Below are 24,073 nucleotides of genomic sequence, written 5' to 3'. Positions count from 1 at the left end.
CGGACGCTCCTCCATGATCAGCACATAGTTCTGGTGGTTAAGTGTCCCTCACGCAGGCGTGTGATCGCGAAAGGGGCTGGTGACGGTGCCGGAGCTGAGGCCGTGGCGGACCGCGGGGCCGCGGGTGACGCGGGCCGCGGGTGCCGTACGTCCCCGTCTGACCCGCTTTGCCCGGACCGCCACACCGTGGGTCGCACGGTTCGCACGGACCACGGCGCCGCAGCTCGCCAGGATCACCAGGCCGAAGACCTGGCAGTACACCGCCGGTGCCGCCACCGCCGGGCTGGCACTGGCCGCCGGTGTGGTGACCGCCGCCGGCCCCTGGGACTCCACGGGTCAGCGTACGGCCGAGCGGGACCGGGCCGTCGCCCTGGACCACACGGGTGGCACAGATCACGGCCGCGGACCCGGGAACTCCGGTACGGCGCCCGGTTCGCCCCGCCCCGCACCCAGCGCCGGGCCCGTACTGGCCGGCCTGGGCGGCACCACCACCGGCGGCGTCAAGGCGGCCCCCGGCGACCGGGCGGCCCTCGCGGACCTCCTCGACCCCCTGCTGAAGGACGCCCCGGCGCTCGGCGAGCGCCGCGCGGCGGCTGTCGTCGACCTGACCACCGGCAAGCGCCTGTACGGCCTCGACTCCGGCACCGCGCTCACCCCCGCCTCCACCACCAAGATCGCCACCGCCGTCGCCGCCCTCACCGCCCTGGGCCCCGACCACCGCCTCACCACCCGCACCGCCCTGGAGGCCGACACCGGCGAACTCGTCCTGGTCGGCGGCGGCGACCCCACCCTCACCGCCCGCGAGGACGATGGGGGCACCTCCCGCTCATGGGGGTCCCCCCGCGCGAGCGAAGCCGAGCGTGGGGGAGAAGCCGAGAGTGGGGGAGGCCTCGCAAGCCTGCGCACCCTCGCCGAGAAGACCGCCGCCGCCCTCAAGAAGCGCGACGTGCGCAAGGTGACGCTGTCGTACGACACGACGCTCTACGCCGGTACGGACCTGCACCCGATCGGGGTCAACGAGAACCTGGCCCGCGTCACCGCCCTGATGGCCGACGAGGGCCGCACCGACGACTCCACCAGCGGCCCCGCCCCGCGCGTGGCCGACCCGGCGGACGCCGCCGCCCGCGCCTTCGCGGGCTTCCTGAAGCAGCACGGCATCACCGCGTCGCCCCCCGGCCCCTCCAAGGCCACGGGCCGCGCCGCCACCCTCGCCACGGTCTCCTCGCCCCCGCTGTCGGCCCTGGTCGAGCGGATGCTCACCAACAGCGACAACGACCTCGCCGAGGCCCTGGCCCGCCACACCGCCGTGGCGACCGGCAAGCGCGCCGACTTCGCCGGGGCCGGCGCCGCGATCACGGCCCGCCTGAAGCAGCTCGGCCTGCCGGTGGACGGCGCGCGGTTCCACGACGGAAGCGGCCTGGACCGCACCGACCTGATCACCCCCGACCTGCTCACCGCCCTGCTGACCGAGGCCGCCGACCCCTCCCGGCCCCAGCTCCGCCCCGTCCTCACCGGCCTGCCGGTCGCCCACTTCACCGGCACCCTGGCCGGCCGTTACACGGACGGCGCAGCGGGCCTCGTCCGCGCCAAGACCGGCACCCTCACGGGCGTGAACACCCTCGCCGGCACGATCACCACCCCCGACGGCCACCTCCTCGGCTTCGCCTTCCTGGCCAACGCCACGACGGACGCCTGGGCGGCGCAGTCGGCTCTGGACAGGGCAGCGACGACGCTGGCGTCGCCGTAGCTGCGGCCAGCCCATCCGCACCGCCGTGGGCAGTCGTTCCGCAGGGCGGAACGGGTGGGCACGGCCTGCAACGCCGGGTGCCCATGCAACAGACCTCGGCCCCTGCCAACCTGGTATCCGGCACCGGCCTCCCCCCGCACGACTGCCCCCCAGCGGCAGCGCTCCCGTACCGTTGACCCATGACGAGCATCGGCGCAAATTCCGGCATGGTCGACTGGAACCTCGCGGTGGCGACCGCGACCCGGCTCGTGCGACCGGGCCCCGAGGTGAGCCGCGACGAGGCCAGGGCCGTCGTCGGGGAGCTCCGCCGCCATGCCAAGTCCTCGGAGGAGCACGTCCGCGGCTTCACCCGGATGGGCACCGAGGAGACCCACGACACCCCCGTCCTGGTGGTCGACCGGCCGGGCTGGGTCCGGGCGAACGTCGCCGGCTTCCGCGAGCTGCTCAAACCCCTGCTGGAGAAGATGGAGCAGCGCCGCGGCGGCGGCCCGGGCAACGCGGTCCTCGGCGCCGTCGGCGGCAAGGTCACCGGCGTCGAGCTGGGCATGCTGCTGTCGTTCCTGTCCTCCCGCGTCCTCGGCCAGTACGAGACCTTCGCCCCCGCCACCCGCGAACTGCCCGCCGGCGCGAACGGCGCGGGCAGGCTCCTCCTCGTCGCGCCGAACATCGTGCACGTCGAGCGCGAACTCGACGTCGAACCGCACGACTTCCGCCTGTGGGTGACCCTGCACGAGGAGACCCACCGCACGCAGTTCACCGCCGTGCCCTGGCTCCGCGACCACCTCGAGGGCGAAATCCAGTCGTTCCTGGCCGAGACCGACGTCGACCCCATGACCGTCCTCGAACGGGTCCGCGAGGCCGCCCAGTCCCTCGCCGGAGGCCGCCCCGAGGCGGAGGAGGACGACGGCGGGCGCTCGCTCGTGGAGCTTGTGCAGACCCCGGCCCAGCGGGAGGTGCTCGGCCGCCTCACCGCCGTGATGTCCCTCCTGGAGGGGCACGCCGACTACGTGATGGACGGCGTCGGACCCGAGGTCGTGCCGAGCGTCGGGGAGATCCGCGAGAAGTTCCAGCAGCGCCGCGCCAAGGGCGCCTCCCGCCTCGACATGGCGCTGCGCAAGCTGCTCGGCCTGGACGCCAAGCTCCGCCAGTACCGCGACGGCGAACGCTTCGTACGGGCCGTCGTCGACGAGTGCGGCATGGACGGCTTCAACCGCGTCTGGACCTCGCCCAACACGCTCCCCACCAAGTCGGAGATCGCCAAACCGGCGGACTGGATCGCGCGGGTGCACCGCAAGCCGGAGGCGTGAACCCCGCGGGCGGGGCGTGAAACGATTCCGGCCGACGGCAGTCGAACGACCCTCCAATCACCCGTCCGAGGGACCGTTTGCCTTCGGCAGGCGTGCGATGCTCGGGGAACGGCCCGTTTCTGTCACCATCTACACACTCTGCGTGACCGAACCTCGGGCTCACCCCCGACAACTTCATGAAGGGCACCGGACATGGGTCCCCATCCTGCGGTCGCGGCGATACGCCTGGCGGTCCGCCGCGTCCTCCACGACATCCTCACCGAACTGAACACACCGGCCGGCGTCCCCGCCGCGACGGCCGCCGGACGCACGCCCGAGGGCGCGTCCGGACTCCCCGCCTCCCCGCTCGTCCTCGTGGCGTGCTCCGGCGGCGCCGACTCCATGGCGCTCGCCTCCGCCCTCGCCTTCGAGGCACCCCGGCTCGGCATCCGCGCCGGCGGCGTCACCGTCGACCACGGCCTGCAGCACGGCTCCGACCTGCGCGCCGAAGAAGTCGTCCTGCGCCTGCGCGAACTGGGCCTCGACCCCGTGGAGGCCACCGCCGTGACCGTCGGCCGCGAGGGAGGACCGGAGGCCGCCGCCCGCGACGCCCGCTACGCCGCGCTGGACGAAGCCGCCGCCCGCCACGGCGCCGCCGCCGTCCTGCTCGGCCACACCCGCGACGACCAGGCCGAGACCGTCCTGCTGGGCCTCGCCCGCGGCTCCGGCATCCGCTCCCTGTCGGGCATGGCCGCGGTCTCGGGGGCCGGCGGCCGTTACCGGCGCCCCTTCCTCCAGGTCGACCGCCAGACCGCCCGCAAGGCCTGCATGGTCCAGTCCCTCCCCGTCTGGGACGACCCGCACAACGCCGACCCCGCCTACACCCGCTCCCGGCTGCGCCACGAGGGCCTGCCCGCCCTGGAGAAGGCGCTCGGCAAGGGCGTCGTCGAGGCCCTCGCCCGTACGGCCCAACTCTCCCGGGACGACGCCGACGCCCTCGACACCTGGGCCCGCCAGGCCGAGGCCGGCGTCCGCGACGCCACCGGCGTCCTGGAGTGCGCCAAGCTGTACGCCCTGCCGCCCGCCGTACGCCGCCGGATCCTGCGCCGCGCCGCCCTCGACGCCGGTGCCCCCGGCGGCGCCCTGTTCGCCCGCCACATCGAGGAAGTCGACCGGCTGATCACCGGCTGGCGCGGTCAGGGTGCCATCAACCTCCCCGGCAAAGTCGTCGCCCGCCGACAGGGTGGCAGACTGGTGATTCGGCAAGGCTGAATCCGGACCCTCCCACCGATCCGCACACGGATCGCCGGGACGCTCCGGAGTGGCCGGTGGGACGACCGAAAGTGATGCGGGTGGACGCGAACGACATGGGTGCCGACCTCGAAAAGGTGCTCATCACCAAGGAAGAGATCGACGCGAAGCTGGCCGAGCTGGCCGCGAAGATCGACGCGGAGTACGCGGGCAAGGACCTGCTCATCGTCGGCGTGCTCAAGGGCGCCGTCATGGTCATGGCCGACCTGGCGCGCACGCTGTCCACCCCCGTCACGATGGACTGGATGGCGGTGTCCTCGTACGGAGCGGGCACCCAGTCCTCCGGCGTGGTGCGGATCCTCAAGGACCTCGACACCGACATCAAGGGCCGTCACGTCCTGATCGTCGAGGACATCATCGACTCCGGCCTGACCCTGTCCTGGCTGATCTCCAACCTCGGCTCGCGCGAGCCCGCCTCCCTCAAGGTGTGCACGCTGCTGCGCAAGCCCGACGCCGCGAAGGTCGCCATCGACGTGGAGTGGGTCGGCTTCGACATCCCCAACGAGTTCGTCGTCGGCTACGGCCTCGACTACGCCGAGAAGTACCGCAACCTCCCGTTCGTCGGTACGCTCGCGCCCCACGTGTACGGCGGCTGACGCGCCCCCGCAGCCGGCTCCACGGCGTTTCGGCGGGCCACCGGGAACCCCTGGGGGCCCCGCGCCGTTGGAGCATGCAGACGGGACGTCGGCCCGCCCGTGCGGCTGAGGGCCGCCACGCTGGGGTACCGTCAGAAGAACTGTCTTATCAAACTCACTATGGCAGGAGGGACGGGGCGACACCGCTCCGTGTGGATGGACGTGAAGCGATACTTCCGTGGGCCAATCATGTGGATCGTGCTGGCCGTCCTTGCCGTGGTCGTGTTGATGCAGGTCGTGGGCTCGTCCGGCGGCTACAAGACGGTGGACACGGGCCAGGTCGTCCAGGCGATCAACGACAACAGGGTCGAGTCGGCCAAGCTGACCACCGGCGACGAGCAGAACATCAAGGTTCAGCTCAAGGACGGCCAGAAGGTCGAAGGCAGCTCGAAGATCCAGGCGAGCTACATCGGCGACCAGGGCGTGACCCTCGCCAACACACTTCAGAACAAGTACCAGGACAAGCAGATCCCCGACGGCTACACCGTTTCGCCGTCGAAGCAGAACCCGTTCGTCGGACTGCTGATCACCCTGCTTCCCTTCGTCCTCATCGTGGTCATCTTCCTGTTCCTGATGAACCAGATGCAGGGCGGCGGCTCCCGCGTCATGAACTTCGGCAAGTCCAAGGCGAAGCTCATCACCAAGGACACCCCGAAGACGACGTTCTCCGACGTCGCCGGGTCCGACGAGGCCGTCGAGGAACTCCACGAGATCAAGGAGTTCCTCCAGGAGCCGGCCAAGTTCCAGGCCGTCGGCGCCAAGATCCCCAAGGGCGTGCTGCTGTACGGCCCGCCCGGCACCGGCAAGACGCTGCTCGCGCGAGCCGTCGCGGGCGAGGCCGGCGTGCCGTTCTACTCGATCTCCGGTTCCGACTTCGTCGAGATGTTCGTCGGTGTCGGTGCCTCCCGGGTGCGCGACCTGTTCGAGCAGGCCAAGGCGAACGCCCCGGCCATCGTCTTCGTCGACGAGATCGACGCGGTCGGCCGCCACCGCGGCGCCGGCCTCGGCGGCGGTCACGACGAGCGCGAGCAGACGCTGAACCAGCTGCTCGTCGAGATGGACGGCTTCGACGTCAAGGGCGGCGTGATCCTCATCGCCGCGACGAACCGGCCCGACATCCTCGACCCGGCGCTGCTGCGCCCCGGCCGCTTCGACCGGCAGATCGCCGTCGACCGCCCGGACATGCAGGGCCGTCTGGAGATCCTCAAGGTCCACCAGAAGGGCAAGCCGGTCGCGCCCGACGTCGACCTGTCGGCCGTCGCCCGCCGTACGCCCGGCATGACCGGCGCCGACCTGGCCAACGTGCTGAACGAGGCCGCGCTGCTGACGGCCCGCAGCGACAAGAAGCTGGTCGACAACCACATGCTGGACGAGGCGATCGACCGTGTGGTCGCGGGCCCGCAGAAGCGGACCCGGATCATGTCGGACAAGGAGAAGAAGATCACCGCGTACCACGAGGGCGGTCACGCCCTGGTCGCGGCGGCCTCACCGAACTCCGACCCGGTCCACAAGATCACGATCCTGTCCAGAGGCCGGGCCCTCGGCTACACGATGGTGCTCCCGGACGAGGACAAGTACTCGACCACGCGCAACGAGATGCTCGACCAGCTCGCCTACATGCTGGGCGGCCGCGCGGCCGAGGAGCTCGTCTTCCACGACCCGACGACGGGCGCGGCCAACGACATCGAGAAGGCCACCGGCCTGGCCCGCGCGATGGTCACCCAGTACGGCATGACCGAGCGTCTCGGCGCGATCAAGTTCGGCGGCGACAACAGCGAGCCGTTCCTCGGCCGTGAGATGGCTCACCAGCGCGACTACTCGGAAGAGATCGCCGCGCTGGTGGACGAAGAGGTCAAGAAGCTCATCGAGACGGCGCACAACGAGGCCTGGGAGATCCTGGTCGAGAACCGCGACGTCCTCGACAACCTCGTCCTCGCGCTGCTGGAGAAGGAGACGCTGGGCAAGGAGGAGATCGCCGAGGTCTTCGCCCAGATCGTCAAGCGCCCGGCCCGGCCCGCCTGGACCGGCTCCTCCCGGCGCACGCCCTCGACCCGTCCGCCGGTGCTCTCCCCCAAGGAGCTCGCACTGACGAACGGGGCGAACGGCGCGACGGCGGCGATCTCCACCACCAAGAGCACCACGGTGGATCCCGCCCCGGCACCGGAGCGGGCACCGGAGGACCGTCCGGAGAGCTGACCCCGGCCACCTCGGACCGCCCCGGCGGCCCGACCAGGCCCGGAATGTATGCCGCGCCCCCCAGGTTCTAGCCTTGGGGGGTGCGGCATTTTCGTATGCCGTTCGCAGGACGGATCAGGAACGAGGCATCAGATGACCGACCCCGTGACGCTGGACGGCGAGGGCCAGATCGGCGAGTTCGACGAGAAGCGTGCCGAGAACGCCGTACGCGAACTGCTCATCGCGGTCGGCGAGGACCCGGACCGCGAGGGCCTGCGGGAGACTCCGGGGCGCGTGGCGCGGGCATATCGGGAGCTTCTGGCGGGACATGCGCAGGAGCCCGAGGACGTGCTGACGACGACGTTCGACATCGGGCATGACGAAATGGTCCTGGTGAAGGACATCGAGATCGTCAGCCTGTGCGAGCACCACATGCTGCCGTTCCACGGTGTGGCGCACATCGGCTACATCCCGGCGGCGAGCGGCAAGATCACCGGCCTGTCGAAGCTCGCGCGCCTGGTCGAGGTCTTCGCGCGTCGCCTGCAGGTGCAGGAACGTCTCACCACGCAGGTGGCCGACTCGCTCATGCGGATTCTCGAGGCGCGGGGCGTGATCGTCGTCATTGAGGCCGAGCACATGTGCATGTCGGTACGCGGGGTGCGTAAGCCGGGTGCCAAGACCACGACGTCAGCGGTGCGAGGTCAGCTTCGGGACGCTACGACGCGTGCCGAGGCAATGAGCTTGATACTGGCGCGCTGACCCGATTGTCAGTGGTGCCCGATACCGTCCTTGATCAGTGAGTTCGTCACTGATCAAGGGGGATCGCCGTGGGGTACGGGCTGCCCAGCAAACAGACGGTGAACGCGGTCGAGGGGCGCCTGCGGGCGCGGGATGTGCGAGTGGGCTGCCGTCTGTGGATGTTGGACGGGGAGCGCACGGTCCCGACCACGGTGACGGCCGTCGCCACGACCCGAGCTCGCGAAGTCGTGGACGTCGTGACCGACCGCGTCAGCTTCACCGTGGCACCTGACCAGATGCTGGGTACGCCCGACGGCTGGGTCCATGCGAAGGATGCCACGGGGACCGTGGTCGCCTGGACCCAGGCACGAAAGCTCTGTCGCACACGGTTGACCGTCAAACCGGGTTACGAACTGGGCTACCTGATCGGAGCCAACTGCGCGGACGGGACCGTCGGCAAGAACTACGTGTCGCTGGTGGTCAACGACGAGGCGTTCGCCGAGCGCTACGCGGCCTGTCTCACCGCCGCCACCGGGTTGCCCGCCCGTCTGGAGGCAGTGACCCGACCGTCCGGTTACCTCCAGCGGGACGTCCCAGGCTTCCGTGTGCGTGTGGTGTCGTCGTACCTCGCCGACTTGCTGAGGCAGTACGTCGGTGGTGACGCGCACCACCTGCGGCAGCGATTTCCCCGGGTCGTTCTCCGGGACAGGGAAACGTTCGAAGGTTTTCTGGACGGCTACGCGGATGGCGACGGGTGGCGTGCCAAGGCCTGGGCCGGCCGTCTGCTCGTCAGTGCGAACGTCCCGTTTCTCTCGGACCTGGCGCAGGTAGTGGGCGCGCGGTTCACTCCACGGACCAATGGACTCGCCTCCCATTTGGCCGTGGTCGACAGCTGGCCCGCGCGAGGCACGTTCCAATCCGAACAGCACCCGCTGCAACTCCGGGAGTCGTGCAGGACCCAGGTCCACGAGGTGCGGCTGCGGACCACGGTGAACAAGCCATTCACCCTCTACAGCTACCGACTCGACCCTCATCCCGGATTCCTGGTCAACGGACACTTGGTCCGCCAGCCCTGGTGAGCCGGGCGTTTCATGCCGCCGACGCGGCGCCCGGGTGGTCGTCGTCCTCGTCCTCCGGGAGCTTGCAGACCCGCTCCAGGAAGAGGGCGGCCGCTATGACGCCGATGCCCGCGACGACCGAGGAACCGGCGTAGATGGCCTGGTCGCGGCGGGCCGGGATGTCGAGGTACTCCAGCAGGAAGACGCCCGTGCCGCCGTACATGCCGGCGACGAGGGCGGCCACCAGGGCGCTGGCCTGGCCGAAGACGACGGCGCGGGCCGCCATCATCGGGTCGACGCCCTTGGCGCCGGGCTCCCGCTCCCGCTGGGCCTTCAGACGGGCGCGGATCGAGAGCGCCGTGGCCAGCAGGATCACCGCGATCAGGGCCAGGACGACGGGGGCGGCCAGGGGGACGCTCGGGAGGGTCCCGACCGAGTTCCACAGGCGGGCACCGGCCCAGGACAGCACCCCCGCGACGACGAACACGCCGGCCAGCACCCTGATGCGCAGCTCTTTCACGGTGTTCCGGTGTCCCTTCGGCTTCCCGGCGCGGTCGTCCCGACCGCGCCGTCCACGTCGTCCCAGTCGTGTTCGTCGTCCTCGTCGACCTTAACGACTACTCGGGCAGCCGGAGTTCCAGGTCGGCGCGGGGCGCGACGCCGTCGCGGGTGACGGCGGCCAGGAGGTCGGCGACGCTGCCCCGGCCGGGCAGGGCGGCCCCGGGGTCCACGTCGAGCCAGGGGGCCAGCACGAAGGCGCGTTCGTGGGCGCGGGGGTGGGGGAGGGTGAGCTGCGGGTCGTCCGAGACGACCTCGGCGTAGGCGACGATGTCGACGTCCAGGGTGCGCGGGCCCCAGCGCTCGTCGCGGACCCGGTGGAAGGCCTCCTCGACCGCGTGCGCCCGCTCCAGGAGCGAGGACGGGGGCAGGGTCGTCTTCAGGATCACGACCGCGTTGAAGTAGGAGGGCTGGCTGTCGGGTGCGACGCCCCAGGGTTCGGTCTCGTAGACCGGGGAGACTCCTTTGACGCGCACGCCCGGAGTGTCCTCCAGCGCGTCGATGGCGCCCTGGAGGGTTTCCAGGCGGTTGCCCAGGTTGGCGCCGAGGGCGATCACCGCGCGTTTGGGGTTGGACAGGGTGGTGTCCGCGGCGTCGACCTGCTCGATGACGGAGGCGGGCACGGGCTGTACGGTCGGGTCGCTCGGACCCTTGGCGAAGGGGGCGCTCATACACGGCTCCGGATGATGGTGACGGTCACGTCGTCGAAGGGGACGGTGATCGGCGCGTCCGGCTTGTGGACGCAGACCTCGACCTCCTCGACCCCTTCGTGCTTCAGACAGACCTGGGCGATGCGCTCGGCGAGGGTCTCGACGAGGTCGACCGGCTCGCCCTCGACGACGGCCACGACCTCCTCGGCCACGATGCCGTAGTGCACCGTCTTCGCCAGGTCGTCGTCGGCCGCGGCCGGGCGGGTGTCCAGGCCAAGGACGATGTCCACGAGGAAGGTCTGGCCGTCCTCGCGCTCCTTGGGGAACACACCGTGGTGCCCACGGGCCTTCAGGCCGCGCAGCGCGACACGATCCACGCGAATCACTCCTGCAGTCGTCGGTCTCGGCCGGTCGCACCACGTGCGGGTGGTACGGCGGCCCCACTCGAATCTACCCGTGGGGACCGACAGCGCCGGGCCGCGGGGTGCGGGGCGGGGTGGGGCGCCGGCTGATTTTCACCCCGCGTTTTCCCTGGCGGTCCCGGTGGATCACGGGTTGGTAGCCGCCCCTACCCCGTGGTGCGTGATTCCAACCACTTCGTTCGACGCGACGGGTCGGTTCGCAAGGTCGGGCGGCGGGTCAGGGCGGGGTCTCGTCGCCCTCTTCGTCCTCGCTCTCGGCGAGCACCGGGGAGGCGTGGTGGGACCAGAGTTTCCAGCCGTCGGGGGTGCGGCGGAAGGTGTTGGTGGCCACCACCAGCTGGCCGACGAGCGGGCCGAGCTCCTCGCCTCCGTCGGGGGCGGGGCCGCCGCTGAGGATGTTCTCCGTGCAGGTGACCAGGGCGGTGTCGCCGGTGACGGAGACGTGCACGTCGGTGAGGAAGAACTGGATGTAGTCCGTGTTCGCCATGATCAGGGCGTACGAGCGCAGCACCTCGCCGCGGCCGGTGAGCACCGGCCAGCCCGGGTGCACGCAGGAGACCACGGCGGCGTCGGCCGGGTCGTGGTACGACTCGTCGATGCCCAGGTCGGAGGGGGTGAGCCAGAACTCGGAGACCTTCTCGAAGTCGCCCTGCTCCAGTGCCTCGTAGAAGGCGGTGTTCGCGGCCTCGACCTGTTCGACGTCGAGGTGCGGCGCGTTCACCGGGCTCCTTCGACGGCGCGGGCGACGCGTACGGCGTCGGCGGTGGCGCGGACCTCGTGGACGCGTACGGCCCAGGCGCCGGCGTGTGCCGCGAGCGCGGAGACCGCGGCGGTGGCGGCGTCGCGTTCGCGGGCGGGGGGCGGGGCGGCCTCCGGGCCGGCGAGGACGCGGCCCAGGAAGCGTTTGCGGGAGGCGGCGACGAGGAGGGGGTGGCCGAGGGTGAGGAGGCGGTCGAGGTGGGCGAGGAGGACGAGGTCGTGTTCGGCGTCCTTGGAGAAGCCGAGGCCGGGGTCTATGACGATGCGGTCGGGGGCGATGCCGCCGTCGAGGACGGCCTCCACGCGTGCGTGCAGCTCGTCGACGACCTCGGTGACGACGTCGGTGTACGTGCCCCTGACGTTGCCGCCCTCCAGGAGGCCGCGCCAGTGCATCACGACGAACGGGGCGCCCGTGTCGGCGACGACCGGGATCATGCGGGGGTCGGCCAGGCCGCCGCTGACGTCGTTGACCAGGGCGGCGCCGGCGGCGAGGGCCTGCTCGGCGACGGAGGCGCGCATGGTGTCGACGGAGATCGTGACACCCTCGGAGGCGAGGCCGCGCACGACCGGGACCACGCGCCTGAGTTCCTCGTCCTCGTCGACGCGGGTCGCGCCGGGGCGGGTGGACTCGCCGCCGACGTCCACCAGGTCGGCGCCTTGGGCGACGAGGTCGAGGCCGTGCTTGATGGCGGCCGTGGTGTCGAAGAAGCGACCGCCGTCGGAGAAGGAGTCGGGGGTCACGTTGACGACGCCCATGACCGCGCAGCGGTCCCAGGCGGTCAGTCCCGCGAGATGTTGCCGGCGGCCGGTCTGCTTGCTCATGTGTTCAGCGTAGGTGGTGGGCTGAGGCGAACGCGTTCGCCTCCGGCGGTGGGGGTGCGGGGTGCCTGCGGCGCCGGTGCGGGTGCCTCCGGCGGTGGTGCGGGGTGCCTGCGGCGCCTGTGCGGGGTTCGGTGGTGGTGCGGGGTGCCTGCGGCGCCGGTGCGGGTGGGGTGGGGGTGCGCGTAGCGCCTTGGGTGCGGTGGGTGGGTCGGGGGCGTGCCGGGGGGTGTCCGTCCTCGGAACGGCGCGAAATCGGTCGGCCACAGAAGTGGGCTCTGTTGACGCGCCAACCGCTGCGGGCGGACACCCCCCGACCCGCCCCCTCCTCGCCGTACGCGGCTCCCCGTCGCCCCACGCCGCCGCCCCGTCCCCGCCGTACGCGGCTCTCCGCCCTCTAGCTGCGGGGCAGTCCGCTACGCCGTCGCCGCCATCACTGCACGCAGTCGCCACGCCGCCGCCGCTGCGGGCACCCGCCACGCCGCCGTAGCTGCGGGCAGTCGTGCCGCTGGGGCGGCACGGGTGGGCGCAGCGGCACCCGGCCAGCGCCGGGCCGCGTGACCCACCCCGCGCCCGCATCCACGCCGGGCACCCCGCAACGCCGGGCCGCGCCCCCCACCCCGCGCCCGCATCCACGCCGGGCACCCCGCAACGCCGGGCGGCGTGACCCACCCGCCCCCGCACCTTCGCCGGGTGCCACTTCGACGCCGGGCCCGTGGGCCCACCCGCGACGGGTGACCGGGCAACCCCGGGCCGGTGGGTCCACACCTGCCGGGTGGCCGGGGACTCCGGGGCGGTTACGCCGCTCGGGCCGGGGTCTGGTGGGGGCAGGGGCGCCGCCCGGGCGTCCGGTGGCGCAGGAATCGCGGCAGCGGCACCGTGACGAAGCCCTCCGCCTGCATCGCCGCGAAGCCGATGCGCGGCAGGTCGGCGGAGCGGCGGTAGACGACGAAGCGCGGCTCCCACCGGGGCCGGAACTTCGCGTTGAACTTGTACAGGGACTCGATCTGGAACCAGCGGGAGAGGAACACCAGCAGGCCGCGCCAGGCGCGGAGGACGGGGCCCGCGCCGATCTTCTCGCCCCGTGCGAGCGCCGCGCGGAACATCGCGAAGTTCAGCGACACCCGCGCGATACCCAGCCTCGGGGCGGCCTGGAGCGCGGCCACGATCAGGAGTTCGTTCATGCCGGGGTCGGCCGCCCGGTCGCGGCGCATGAGGTCCAGGGACACCCCGTCCGCACCCCACGGCACGAAGTGCAGGATCGCCTTGAGGTCGCCGTACTCGCCGGGCTCGGGGTCCTGCTTGTGCGCGGTCGCTATCAGGCAGTCGCCGTCGGACGGGTCGCCGATGCGGCCCAGGGCCATGGAGAAGCCGCGTTCGGTGTCGGTGCCGCGCCACGCGTCGGCGGCGCGGCGGACGCGGTCCAGTTCGGCCTCGGAGAGGTCAGCCACGCGCCGTACGCGCGTCTCGTAACCGGCACGCTCGATGCGCTTGACCATCTGGCGCACGTTGCGCATCGCGCGGCCGGCGAGGGAGAAATCCGCCACGTCCACCACCGCCTCGTCGCCGAGTTCGAGGGCGTCGAGGCCGGTCTCGCGGGTCCAGACCTCGCCGCCGGTCTCGGAGCAGCCCATGACGGCGGGCGTCCAGGAGTGGGCGCGGGCCTCGTCCATGAAGCGTTCGATCGCGCCGGGCCAGGCCTCGACGTCGCCGATCGGGTCGCCGCTGGCCAGCATCACGCCGGAGACGACGCGGTAGGTGACGGCGGCCTTGCCGCTGGGGGAGAAGACGACGGCCTTGTCGCGGCGCAGCGCGAAGTGGCCGAGGGAGTCGCGGCCGCCGTGCCGGGCGAGGAGGTCGCGCAGGCGGCTCTCGTCGTCCTCGGTGAGGCGGGCCGCCGGGTGTTCGGGGCGGAAGGCCAGGTAGATCGTGGTGATGGCGGTCAGCAGGCCGAGCGCGCCGAGGGAGAAGGCGACCGTCCAGGAGGTGTTGCCCCGGTAGTCGACCGGGCCCTCGACGCCGAGCAGGCCGTACAGGACGTGGGTGAGGCGGTCGGCCAGGCTCGGGTCGCCGAGCATGCGGTGCGGGTGGGCGTTGACGACGAGCAGGCCCAGCAGCACGGAACCGGCGCTCATGAGGACGAAGTTGGCCAGGGCCCGCCAGCGGCTGCGGGGGTCGGGGAGGGCGGCGAACTCGGCGCGGTGGCGCAGGAGGAGGGCCAGCAGGATCACGGAGATCAGTACGCCGAGGACGGAGTGGCGGTACGTGAACTGTGCGACGGCGCCCAGTGGGAGCAGGGCCACGGCCGCCCGCCAGGCCCGGCGCTTGCGGCGTTTGAGGCCGTGGGCGAGCAGGAGCAGCAGGACGCCCGCGCTGAGGGAGAGGGCGGCGGCGAAGGGGCCGAAGGAGCCGGGCAGGACCTCGGCGAGGGCGTGCATCCGGCTGTGCCGGAAGCGTGGGAAGGAGCCGGCCGCGATGTCCAGCAGGCCGACGAGCACGCAGGCGCGGCCGATGAGGAGAGGGACGTTCTCCGGCCGGGGGCCGCGCAGTGCGCGGCGCATACGGGTGGGCCTCGTCGGAACCCCGCCCGACATTTCCTCATCTGTCCTGACAGACATCGCACCTGTTTGTTCTGCGAGAGACCGTGGATCCGGGCCCGTTTCGGGCATCCGGCGACATTGCGCCCTCTAGGACGGTGTCTCGGAGGGAGAGGTTCACTCCCCCTGATCACGAAGCCCGGACGAACGGATGGACGGACGGCCGGGCGCACGGAAAACGCGGGCGGTAGACGAGGCATGGGGCTGACGAGCGACAAGGTGCTGGCTCTGGCGGTGGTGGCCGGTGTGCTGCTGTTCGCCGGGACGGTGTGGCTGTGGCCGCGGCTGGCGCGGCGGAGCGTGCGGACCGTACTCGGGAGGGCCGGTCTGCTGCTCGCCACCCAGGTGGCCGTCTTCGCGGCGGTGGGGCTGGTCGCCAATCAGTCCTTCGGCTTCTACGGCAGCTGGGCCGACCTGTTCGGGCGGGAGGACGGGCAGGGCGTGGTCGTGGACCACTCGGCCGGTGCGGGCGACGGGCCGCTGCACGTCGTCGGAAAGCGGCGGGTGACGCCGGCGGGCGGGTCGCGCCCCGAGGTCTCGGGGCGGGTCGAGGAGATACGCGTCGTCGGGCGTACGTCGCGGATCGCGTCGCCGGCCTTCGTGTACCTGCCGCCGGAGTACTTCCAGGCGCGCCACCGGGGCCGTACGTTTCCCGCGGCCGTCGTCCTGACCGGTTATCCGGGTACCGCCGAGGCGCTGGTCGAGAAGCTCCACTACCCGCGTACGGCGCTGGAGCTGGCGAAGGCGGGCCGGATGCGGCCGATGATCCTGGTGATGCTGCGGCCCACGGTGGCGCCGCCGCGCGACACGGAGTGCGTGGACGTACCGGGCGGGCCGCAGACGGAGACGTTCTTCGCCAAGGACCTGCCCGAGGCGGTGGGCGCCCACTACCGGGTGAACAAGGGTCCGCGGAGCTGGGGTGTCGTCGGCAACTCGACCGGCGGCTACTGCGCCCTGAAGCTCGCCGCGCACCATCCGGACGTGTTCGCCGCCGGGGCCGGGCTGTCCCCGTACTACGACGCGCCGAACGACCCCACCACGGGCGATCTCTTCCAGGGCGACAAAGGTCTCGAGAACCGGGCCAGTCTGTGGTGGTCTCTCAAGAACGCGCCCGCGCCCGACACTTCACTGCTCGTCACCAGCAGCAGGACCGGCGAGACGAACTACCGGGACACGTTGAAGTTCATCGATCTGGTGAAGGACAAGAGACCGACCCGGATCTCGTCGATCATCCTGGAAAGCGGCGGGCACAACTTCAATACCTGGCGGCGGGAGATTCCCGCGACGCTGCGGTGGCTGGACGAGCGGCTGAGCGCCGGACATGGCTCGTAAATGATCTTGAAATGCCGGGGTAATTCTTCCCTCGCCGGGGATGTGGATTACCTGTGCCCTGTGAACACGCCGGAGATGGCCGTGTTTTTACGGGGCGGGGCGCCAAGATTCGCCTACGCGCGGTAAGTTTCTGGCCATGCCACGTGGACGTCACCGCCATTCCCCGCCTCTGCACAGACTGCTTCCCCCGTCGGCGATCGCAGGCGTTTCGGTCGTTTGCGCCGTCGGGCCCTGGTTGTTCGGCGAGACCATGATCCTGCGCGCGCTGGCCGCCGCCGCCGCGGTGACGGCTGTGGTCGGCGCGGTCGTCATGCGGCACTGGGACGCCCAGGCGGGCCGGCAGGTGGCCGACCTCACGCGCGCGCGGGCCAGCGACGAGTGGCGGTTCGAGGAGCGGCTCGCCGAACTGGAGTCCGACCTGGAGGAGTCGCGCGAGCTGCGGCAGAAGCTGGAGCACCGGCTGCGGGCCAAGCGCACCGAGCTGGCGGGGCTGCGCAACGAGCACGCCTCCCTGCTGCGGCGTTACGCCACGGCGGAGACCGAGCGGGCCAGCGCGCTGGAGGGCCGCCGCCTGCTCGAGATAGAGGCCGCGCCGCAGGCACCCGCACTGCCGGCGGCCCGTACCGCCCCGGTCCAGGAGACGCCGGAGACGGTGGCCGAGAAGGCCGAGGAGGCGCCGGCCGAGGAGCGCGCGGGCGCCGAGGAGGCCGCCGTGCCCGCGGTCTTCTCGCCCGAGGGCTCCCGGCTGTTCCTGCGCGCGAACGCCGCACTGGCCCGCTTCGACGGCACGCCCGCCGGCCCGGACGGTGGCGACCGGGCTGAAACCGCCGACGACTCCCGCGACCCCCACGACTCCGACGGTGACGGCGGCGGTGACGGTGGTGGCGAGGGCGCGGCGCCGGCCGAGACGGCGCAGGAGGACGAGGCGCAGGGGCAGTCCGAGGCGGCCGACGGCCACGAGCGCACCGCCGCCGCCTCCCCGACGAGCCCGTCCGACGAGCGGCCCGCGCAGCCCACCGAGTCCACCCGGCCCACCCAGTCCACTCAGCCCACCCGGCGGGCCGACGGGCACTTCACGGTGCCGACCGCGGTGGCCGTCGTACCGGCGGCCCCGGCGCGGCGTCCGGTGGTCGAGGGCGGCTTCGACTTCTTCGGCACCAAGGCCCCCGAGGGGCCGGTGGACACGGCCGAAGGGGCGGACCCGGCGGCCGCCTCCGACGCCGCCCTGGAGACCGTCCAGAACGAGGACCTCGCCGACGTGGTCGGCCAGGAGGCGCTCGCTCTGCACAAGGCCGAGGCCGAGGTCTCCTTCAAGCAGGCCGGCGAGGAGTCCCGGGACGTGAGCCAGGTGATCGACCTGACGGCCCACGACGAGACCGAGCAGATCGACGTTCAGGGGCTGCGCAGCGCGGTCTCCTGACGGCGCGGGCTCCGGCCGCGGGGGCTCGTACCCTGCGGGCTCAGGGGGGCTCGTACCCCGCGGGCTCAGGCCATCCAGCGGTCCGGCGGGGCGTCCCGGCGGCCGGTCCGGGAGCGTTCCGCCTGGCTCCGCAGCAGCTCCGCGGCCTCGCCGGCGTCGCGCAGCCGTGCGGTCACCGTCTTGTTCGCCCCCGTGTCCACGTGGACGTCGGCCAGCCGCAGCGCGCGCCGCCAGGGCCCCTGGGTGAGGCGGACGCTCTGGACCTTGGCGTGCGGCACGAGCGCCAGGCTGCGGCGCAGCAGGCCGTGCCGGGCGGCGAAGACGGCGTCGGTGACGGCCAGTCCGTGGCCGCGCCACCACAGCGGGCGGCACCGCGCCGCCCGCCGGGGCGGGCGGGACAGCTCCTTCCCCGTCGGCACGGCCACCCCGGGCAGCACCCGCGCGACGACCGACTTGGCGATCTCGCGCGGGGCGACCGGCAGCAGCACCGAGTTCGACGACCCGGCCACGTCCAGCTCCACCCGCACCCAGCGGCGGCGCCGCCACAGCAGCGGTTCCACGATGCGCACGGTCTGCACCCGGCCCGGCGGCACCGTCTCGTGGGCGCGGTCCAGCAGGCCGTGGTCGATGCGGAGCCCGTCCGGGGACTCGGCCACCGTCCAGTCGTACTCCCCGACGAACCGGCCCGCGCTGCTCGCGCCCGCGGCACCCACCAGCGGCAGGGCGGTCGCCAGCACCGTCCACAGGTTGTGGGTGGCCAGCCACAGCAGCGTCGGTACGACGACGGCGGCGAGCAGGGTGCCCCAGGTCGCGCCGGTCAGCAGCAGGGAGACGGCGAGGACGCCGGGCGGCACCCGCAGCAGCTGCCGCGCGGGGGCCTCGCCGACCTCGTGCGCGGTCTCGGGCGCGAAGCCCGCCGCGCGCGCGAGCAGCTCGGCCCGCAGGGCACGGGCCTCGTCGGCGCCCAGGAAGGCCAGTTCGTCCTTCTTGCCGGTGCCTATGACGTCGAGCTTGAGCTTGGCGACCCCCGCGACCCGGGCCAGCAGGGGCTGGGTGACGTCGATGGCCTGGATGCGTTCGAGACGGATGTGCGCGGTGCGCCGGAACAGCAGTCCGGTGCGGATCCGCAGCTCGGTGTCGGTCACCGCGTAGTGGGTGAACCACCAGGTGAGGAAGCCGTACAGGGCGGCGGCCGGGATCAGGACGGCCAGGCCGATCAGCAGGTGGGTCGTGGTCAGCCGGGTCAGCTGGCGCTGCGCCTGGTCGGGATCGTGCACGGCCCACCCGACGACCACGGCGACGGGCGCCCAGGCCCGCCGCAGCGGCGTGACGGGGTGCAGACGGCGCTCGACGGCCGCGTCGCGGGGCGGGGGCGCGGGGATGCCGGCCACGGGGGTGACGGCGCCCTCGGGTGCGCCGCCCGGGCCGGAACCGGTGGCGGGGCGGTCGGTCCCGGAGGCGCCGGGCGCGGTGCCCGCCGCGGGGCCGGCCGGCTCCGGGGTGCCGGGCGCGGTCCGGCCCGGCTGCTGCGGGGCGCCGTTCGGTGCGTGGCCGTCCGGGGTGTGCGTCCGGTCGGCCGGTCCGGTCGTCCGGCGCGCGTGGCCCGTCGTACCGGGCGCGTGGCCCGTCGTACCGGGCGCGTGGCCCGTCGTACGGCCGTCGGCCGTGTCCTCCTCGGACCCGGGGCCGCTCACAGTCCCGCCGATCGGGCCTCGCCCAGCTCCGTGAGGCGGTCGCGCAAACGTTCCGCCTCGGCCGGGTCGAGGCCGGGGATGGTCGCGTCGGTCGCGGCGGCCGCGGTGTGCAGCTGCACGCTGGCCAGGCCGAAGTGCCGCTCGACCGGGCCGGAGGTCACCTCGACCAGCTGCATCCGCCCGTACGGGACGACGGTCTCCTCCCGCCACAGCACGCCCCGGCTGATCAGCAGGTCGTCGGCGCGTTCGGCGTACCGCCAGGAGCGCCAGTTGCGCTCCAGCATCGTCCAGCCCCAGGCCAGCAGGGCCAGCGGCAGCAGCGCCAGGGCGGACCAGAGCGGCTCCAGGAACAGTGCGGGCAGCAGGCCCGCGGAGACCGTCAGCAGGCCCAGCCACACCACCAGCAACAGCCGCCGCATGCGCAGCAGCCCCGGCGGCAGGCCGGTCCACACCGGCGCCTCCCGTTCCGGACCCGACCGGTCCGCCGCCTCCCGCGGTGCAGCCGCCTCGGTCGCCCCCGCCGTGCCCGTGTCGTCCGGGCTCCCCGTCTCCATGGGGCCAGCGTACGTAGGGGAGACTGGGTTCATGACTCCTACGACGGAGACCACGGTCGGAATCGGCGGCGCTGCGGAGAGCACCGACATGGTGCTCAACATCGGCCCCCAGCACCCGTCCACGCACGGCGTGCTGCGGCTCAAACTGGTTCTGGACGGCGAGCGCATCACCAGCGCCGAGCCGGTGATCGGCTACATGCACCGCGGCGCGGAGAAGCTGTTCGAGGCCCGTGACTACCGTCAGATCATCATGCTCGCCAACCGTCACGACTGGCTGTCGGCGTTCTCCAACGAGCTGGGCGTCGTCCTCGCCGTCGAGCGGATGCTCGGCATGGAGGTCCCCACGCGCGCGGTGTGGACGCGCACGCTGCTCGCCGAGCTGAACCGGGTGCTCAACCACCTGATGTTCCTCGGGTCGTACCCGCTGGAGCTGGGCGGCATCACCCCGGTGTTCTACGCCTTCCGGGAGCGGGAGGTCCTCCAGAACGTGATGGAGGAGGTCTCCGGCGGGCGCATGCACTACATGTTCAACCGCGTCGGCGGCCTCAAGGAGGACCTGCCCGCGGGCTGGTCCACGCGCGCGCGTGCCGCCGTCGCCGCCGTGCGCTCGCGCATGGACGTCTTCGACGACCTGGTGCTCGGCAACGAGATCTTCCGGGGGCGGACGCGGGGCGTCGGTGCCCTTTCCCCCGAGGCCGTGCACGCCTACGGCGTCAGCGGGCCCATCGCCCGCGCCTCCGGCGTCGACTTCGACCTGCGCCGGGACGAGCCCTACCTGGCCTACGGCGACCTCCAGGACACCCTCAGGGTCGTCACCCGTACCGAGGGCGACTGCCTGGCCCGCTTCGAGTGCCTCCTGGAGCAGACGCACAACGCCCTGGACCTCGCCGACGCCTGCCTGGACCGCCTGGCCGAGCTGGCGCCGGGGCCGGTCAACCAGCGGCTCCCGAAGGTGCTGAAGGCGCCCGAGGGCCACACCTACGCCTGGACCGAGAACCCGCTCGGCATCAACGGCTACTACCTGGTCAGCAAGGGCGAGAAGACCCCGTACCGGCTGAAGCTGCGCTCGGCCTCGTACAACAACATCCAGGCGCTGGCGGACCTGCTGCCCGGGACGCTGGTCGCGGACATGGTGGCGATCCTGGGGTCACTGTTCTTCGTGGTCGGCGACATCGACAAGTAGCGCGACGGCGTCCACCGCGCCCACCGGCTGGAGCAGCCACAGGAAGTCGCCCTGCCCGCCCGGCGCGGTCAGCTCGGCGGCCTCGGAGGCGCTCGCGAGGGCGCGTACGTACGCCGCGGGGTCGGCGGAGGCCAGCGCGAGCGGGGGGCGTGCGCCGGTGATGCCGAGGGCGTGCAGGGCCTCGCGCTGGGGGCGCAGGAGCGCATCCGGGGGCGCGTGCTCCGGAGTGCACCTCGCGGTGTGGGCGGCCGCGCACGCGTCCAGCGCCACGTGGGCGGTGATGTCGCACGACCCGTCCGGCACCGGCTCCGTCTCCCGCCCCCGACGGAAGCCCGTGAGCGTCCCGAAGGGCGGCCGGGCGGCGGCGGTGTGCGCGTAGTCGGCGGCCACCGCGAGCCCGGCGTCCAGCGTCGCCACGGCGGACGCCCAGGCCTCGTCCCGGGGGAGCCCGATCTCCGCCCGCCGCCCCTCCTCGCCGGCCGACGGCCACCACCGGGCCAGCCACGCGGCCTCCGCCCCCGCCACCGGCTCCCCGAGCCGCTCGGCCCCGTCGGCGCGGACGAGCACCCGCCGCGCCACGCCCGCGGCGTCCACCTCGGCCACCTCCACCGGCACGTTGTCCAGCCACTCGTTGGCGAACAGCAGCCCGGTGACGCCGGCCGGCGGCTCCGCGCGCCACCGGATCCGCCGGTCCAGGCCTTCGGGGCGGGCGGCGACCTCGACGGCGTACGCGCGCGTGCGGGCGGCCACGTCGGCGGGCAGGGCCGCGAGGACCCCGGTGACCAGCTCGCCCCGCCCGGCCGCCATGTCCACGAAGTCCAGTTGGGCGGGGTGCCCCAGGGCCGCGTCGACCCGGCACAGCAGCCGGGCCACGGCGCCCGCGAACAGCGGCGACGCGTGCACGGACGTCCGGAAGTGCCCGGCCGGACCCTCGGGCCCCACCCGGTAGAAACCCCCCGGTCCGTACAGGGCGTCCCGCATGGCCTGCCGCCAGCCCCGCCACTCCTCCTGCGTCTCCGCAGCCCCACTGAGCCCTGTGGTCCCTGGTGTCACAGACCCAGGCTAGGGGCACAGAAGATCGGAGCCTCCACCTTGCGGAGTATGCGCGGCGGATGCGGATCGACCCTTCGGTTGACCCCTGCACCTATTCCACTTCCCTACGCTGGGTTACGTGCAGCGCCTCTACGACTTCCTCCGCCGACACCCGACCGGTGTCGACTCCTTCTGGGCCCTCGTCGTGCTCGGAATCTCCCTGGTCTCCGCGGCGACCCCGGGGACGCGGGCGGACGGGACGGACAGTCCGGCGCTGATCGTCCCCTTCGTGGTGCTGCTCAGCGTCGTGATCGCGCTGCGCCAGCGGAAGCCGGAGTGGATGCTGCTGCTGGCCGTCGCCCTGGGCGTGGGGCAGCTGGCGTTCGACGTCTCGACGATGCCCGCCGACTTCGCCTTCCTGGTGATCATCTACACCGTGGCGGCGACCGGCGCCCGCTGGGCCTCCCGGACCGCGCTGGCCACCGGCCTGTGCGCGGCGCCCCTCGCCCAGCTGCGCTGGTCCGACAGCGAGCTGGGCATGGGGACCACCATCGCCGTGACGGTCTTCCAGGCGGTCCCCTTCGCCCTCGCCTGGGTGCTCGGTGACTCCGTCCGCACCCGGCGCGCCTACTTCGCGCAGCTGGAGGAGCGTGCCACCCGGCTGGAGAAGGAGCGCGAGGCGCAGGCCAAGGTCGCGGTCGCCGCCGAACGCGCCCGGATCGCGCGCGAGCTGCACGACGTCGTCGCCCACAACGTCTCCGTGATGGTGGTGCAGGCCGACGGCGCCGCCTACGTCCTGGACACCGCCCCCGACCAGGCGAAGAAGGCCCTGGAGACCATCTCCTCCACCGGCCGCCAGGCGCTCGCGGAGATGCGCCGCCTGCTCGGCGTGCTGCGCACCGGCGAGCACAAGGAGGCCGGGGAGTACGTCCCGCAGCCCGACGTCCAGCAGATCGAGGACCTCGTCGAGCAGTGCCGCAGCTCGGGGCTGCCCGTCGACTTCAAGGTCGAGGGCACCCCCAGGCAGCTGCCCAGCGGCGTCGAGCTGACCGCGTACCGCATCGTGCAGGAGGCGCTGACCAACACCCGCAAGCACGGCGGGGAGAACGCGGGCGCGAGCGTCCGCCTGGTCTACTTCGACGACGGCCTCGGGCTGCTGATCGAGGACGACGGCAAGGGCGCCCCGCACGAGCTGTACGAGGAGGGCGGCTTCGACGGGCAGGGCCACGGCCTGATCGGCATGCGGGAGCGGATCGGCATGGTCGGCGGAACCCTGGACGCGGGCCCGCGCCCGGGCGGAGGATTCCGCATCAGCGCGCTGCTGCCGCTGAAGCCCGCGCACTGACCACCGCGCCCGTACGCGTGTACGGCGTTGACACCTGTAAGGCACGACATCCGCAAGGCGAAGGAAGAAGAGGCCCGATGGCGATCCGCGTGATGCTCGTCGACGACCAGGTGCTGCTGCGCACCGGGTTCCGGATGGTGCTGGCGGCCCAACCGGACATGGAGGTCGTCGCGGAGGCAGGCGACGGCGTCGAGGCCCTCCAGGTGCTCCGCTCGACCGCGGTGGACGTCGTCCTGATGGACGTCCGCATGCCCAAGCTCGACGGCGTGGAGACCACCAGCCGGATCTGCGTGGACCCGAACGCCCCGAAGGTGCTGATCCTGACCACCTTCGACCTCGACGAGTACGCGTTCTCGGCGCTGAAGGCGGGCGCCTCGGGCTTCATGCTCAAGGACGTGCCGCCCGGCGAGCTGCTCGCCGCGATCCGCTCCGTGCACAGCGGCGACGCGGTGGTCGCCCCCTCCACCACCCGGCGGCTCCTGGACCGGTTCGCGCCGATGCTGCCGGCCACCGGACAGGAGCCCCGGCAGAAGGAGCTGCAGCGGCTCACCGAGCGGGAGCGCGAGGTGATGGTGCTGGTGGCGCAGGGCATGTCCAACGGCGAGATCGCGGCGCGGCTGGTGCTGTCGGAGGCGACCGTGAAGACGCACGTGGGCCGCATCCTGACCAAGCTGGGCCTGCGCGACCGCGTGCAGGTGGTGGTCCTGGCCTACGAGACCGGCCTGGTGCGGGCCGGCGGCGGACACGGCTGACGGCCT

The 24,073-nt window shown here is 72.7% G+C and carries 21 protein-coding genes; 12 read left to right on the top strand and 9 right to left on the bottom strand.

All coding sequences use genetic code 11. The features are described 5' to 3' along the window. Positions 1 to 79: 79 nt before the first annotated feature. The 7 genes from dacB to D1J63_RS16565 all read left to right on the top strand — a co-directional run bounded on the left by dacB (position 80) and on the right by D1J63_RS16565 (position 8,971). A complete protein-coding gene (gene dacB, locus D1J63_RS16595) occupies positions 80 to 1,747 on the top strand; it encodes a D-alanyl-D-alanine carboxypeptidase/D-alanyl-D-alanine-endopeptidase (RefSeq protein WP_241235573.1) in 1,668 nt (555 codons plus the stop codon). A 179-nt stretch (positions 1,748 to 1,926) separates the two neighbouring features. Then, positions 1,927 to 3,054: a zinc-dependent metalloprotease gene (locus D1J63_RS16590; protein ID WP_125629572.1), complete on the top strand. Its 1,128-nt coding sequence runs from the start codon at positions 1,927 to 1,929 to the stop codon at positions 3,052 to 3,054. Between the two features lie 192 nt (positions 3,055 to 3,246). Then, positions 3,247 to 4,305, top strand: coding sequence for a tRNA lysidine(34) synthetase TilS (gene tilS / locus D1J63_RS16585; protein ID WP_125629570.1), 1,059 nt, complete (start codon positions 3,247 to 3,249; stop codon positions 4,303 to 4,305). Positions 4,306 to 4,400: 95 nt separating this feature from the next. Then, positions 4,401 to 4,940, top strand: a complete 540-nt coding sequence (gene hpt, locus D1J63_RS16580) for a hypoxanthine phosphoribosyltransferase (protein WP_226027733.1) — start codon at positions 4,401 to 4,403, stop codon at positions 4,938 to 4,940. 195 nt (positions 4,941 to 5,135) lie between these two features. Further along, entirely contained in the window at positions 5,136 to 7,175 is a 2,040-nt protein-coding gene (ftsH, locus tag D1J63_RS16575; protein ID WP_125629568.1) for an ATP-dependent zinc metalloprotease FtsH, read from the top strand. A gap of 132 nt (positions 7,176 to 7,307) precedes the next feature. Next, complete coding sequence (gene folE, locus D1J63_RS16570; RefSeq protein WP_125629566.1) at positions 7,308 to 7,913, top strand: GTP cyclohydrolase I FolE; 606 nt, start codon at positions 7,308 to 7,310, stop codon at positions 7,911 to 7,913. A gap of 68 nt (positions 7,914 to 7,981) precedes the next feature. After that, positions 7,982 to 8,971 (top strand): hypothetical protein, encoded by a 990-nt coding sequence (locus tag D1J63_RS16565; protein ID WP_241235572.1) that lies wholly within the window; start codon positions 7,982 to 7,984, stop codon positions 8,969 to 8,971. 10 nt (positions 8,972 to 8,981) lie between these two features. On the opposite strand, the gene D1J63_RS16560 is transcribed toward D1J63_RS16565, so the two are convergent. From D1J63_RS16560 to D1J63_RS16530, 6 genes are all read right to left on the bottom strand, one after another. Beyond that, a complete protein-coding gene (locus D1J63_RS16560; protein WP_102929799.1) occupies positions 8,982 to 9,470 on the bottom strand; it encodes a DUF3180 domain-containing protein in 489 nt (162 codons plus the stop codon). Between the two features lie 97 nt (positions 9,471 to 9,567). Next, positions 9,568 to 10,179, bottom strand: coding sequence for a 2-amino-4-hydroxy-6-hydroxymethyldihydropteridine diphosphokinase (folK, locus tag D1J63_RS16555; protein WP_102929800.1), 612 nt, complete (start codon positions 10,177 to 10,179; stop codon positions 9,568 to 9,570). Next, a complete protein-coding gene (folB, locus tag D1J63_RS16550; RefSeq protein ID WP_061443299.1) occupies positions 10,176 to 10,535 on the bottom strand; it encodes a dihydroneopterin aldolase in 360 nt (119 codons plus the stop codon). Before folB ends, folK begins: the two co-directional genes overlap by 4 nt. A gap of 262 nt (positions 10,536 to 10,797) precedes the next feature. Next, positions 10,798 to 11,301: a nuclear transport factor 2 family protein gene (locus D1J63_RS16545; protein ID WP_102929801.1), complete on the bottom strand. Its 504-nt coding sequence runs from the start codon at positions 11,299 to 11,301 to the stop codon at positions 10,798 to 10,800. Further along, positions 11,298 to 12,161 carry a dihydropteroate synthase gene (folP, locus tag D1J63_RS16540; RefSeq protein WP_102929802.1) on the bottom strand — a complete coding sequence of 288 codons (864 nt, stop codon included), beginning with the start codon at positions 12,159 to 12,161 and terminating at the stop codon, positions 11,298 to 11,300. Before folP ends, D1J63_RS16545 begins: the two co-directional genes overlap by 4 nt. A 794-nt stretch (positions 12,162 to 12,955) precedes the next feature. Then, the gene (locus D1J63_RS16530; protein WP_125629564.1) at positions 12,956 to 14,752 is read right to left on the bottom strand and encodes a phosphatidylglycerol lysyltransferase domain-containing protein; all 1,797 of its coding nucleotides are present in this window, start codon (positions 14,750 to 14,752) and stop codon (positions 12,956 to 12,958) included. 201 nt (positions 14,753 to 14,953) lie between these two features. On the opposite strand from D1J63_RS16530, the gene D1J63_RS16525 reads away from it, so the two are divergent. Together D1J63_RS16525 and D1J63_RS16520 are read left to right on the top strand one after the other, a co-directional pair. Beyond that, positions 14,954 to 16,087, top strand: coding sequence for an alpha/beta hydrolase-fold protein (locus D1J63_RS16525; RefSeq protein WP_125629562.1), 1,134 nt, complete (start codon positions 14,954 to 14,956; stop codon positions 16,085 to 16,087). Between the two features lie 136 nt (positions 16,088 to 16,223). Next, entirely contained in the window at positions 16,224 to 17,507 is a 1,284-nt protein-coding gene (locus D1J63_RS16520) for a hypothetical protein (protein ID WP_164712856.1), read from the top strand. 65 nt (positions 17,508 to 17,572) lie between these two features. On the opposite strand, the gene D1J63_RS16515 is transcribed toward D1J63_RS16520, so the two are convergent. Then, entirely contained in the window at positions 17,573 to 18,898 is a 1,326-nt protein-coding gene (locus D1J63_RS16515) for a PH domain-containing protein (RefSeq protein WP_125635514.1), read from the bottom strand. A gap of 299 nt (positions 18,899 to 19,197) precedes the next feature. Then, positions 19,198 to 19,755 (bottom strand): PH domain-containing protein, encoded by a 558-nt coding sequence (locus D1J63_RS16510; RefSeq protein ID WP_164712855.1) that lies wholly within the window; start codon positions 19,753 to 19,755, stop codon positions 19,198 to 19,200. Between the two features lie 31 nt (positions 19,756 to 19,786). Here D1J63_RS16510 and D1J63_RS16505 point away from each other — a divergent pair, with 31 nt between their 5' ends. Next, entirely contained in the window at positions 19,787 to 20,938 is a 1,152-nt protein-coding gene (locus D1J63_RS16505) for an NADH-quinone oxidoreductase subunit D (RefSeq protein ID WP_102929204.1), read from the top strand. Here the strand turns inward: D1J63_RS16505 and D1J63_RS16500 are convergent. Next, positions 20,903 to 21,991, bottom strand: coding sequence for an SAM-dependent methyltransferase (locus D1J63_RS16500; RefSeq protein WP_125629557.1), 1,089 nt, complete (start codon positions 21,989 to 21,991; stop codon positions 20,903 to 20,905). The genes D1J63_RS16505 and D1J63_RS16500 overlap by 36 nt on opposite strands. A gap of 118 nt (positions 21,992 to 22,109) precedes the next feature. On the opposite strand from D1J63_RS16500, the gene D1J63_RS16495 reads away from it, so the two are divergent. After that, on the top strand, positions 22,110 to 23,315 hold the full coding sequence (locus tag D1J63_RS16495) for a sensor histidine kinase (protein WP_125629555.1): 1,206 nt from the start codon (positions 22,110 to 22,112) through the stop codon (positions 23,313 to 23,315). Positions 23,316 to 23,392: 77 nt separating this feature from the next. Beyond that, a complete protein-coding gene (locus D1J63_RS16490; protein ID WP_102930799.1) occupies positions 23,393 to 24,067 on the top strand; it encodes a response regulator transcription factor in 675 nt (224 codons plus the stop codon). Positions 24,068 to 24,073: the final 6 nt, after the last annotated feature.

Source organism: Streptomyces sp. KPB2 (assembly GCF_003950055.1).
GTDB lineage: Bacteria > Actinomycetota > Actinomycetes > Streptomycetales > Streptomycetaceae > Streptomyces > Streptomyces salinarius.
This window is presented reverse-complemented; position numbering and strand designations above follow the sequence as displayed.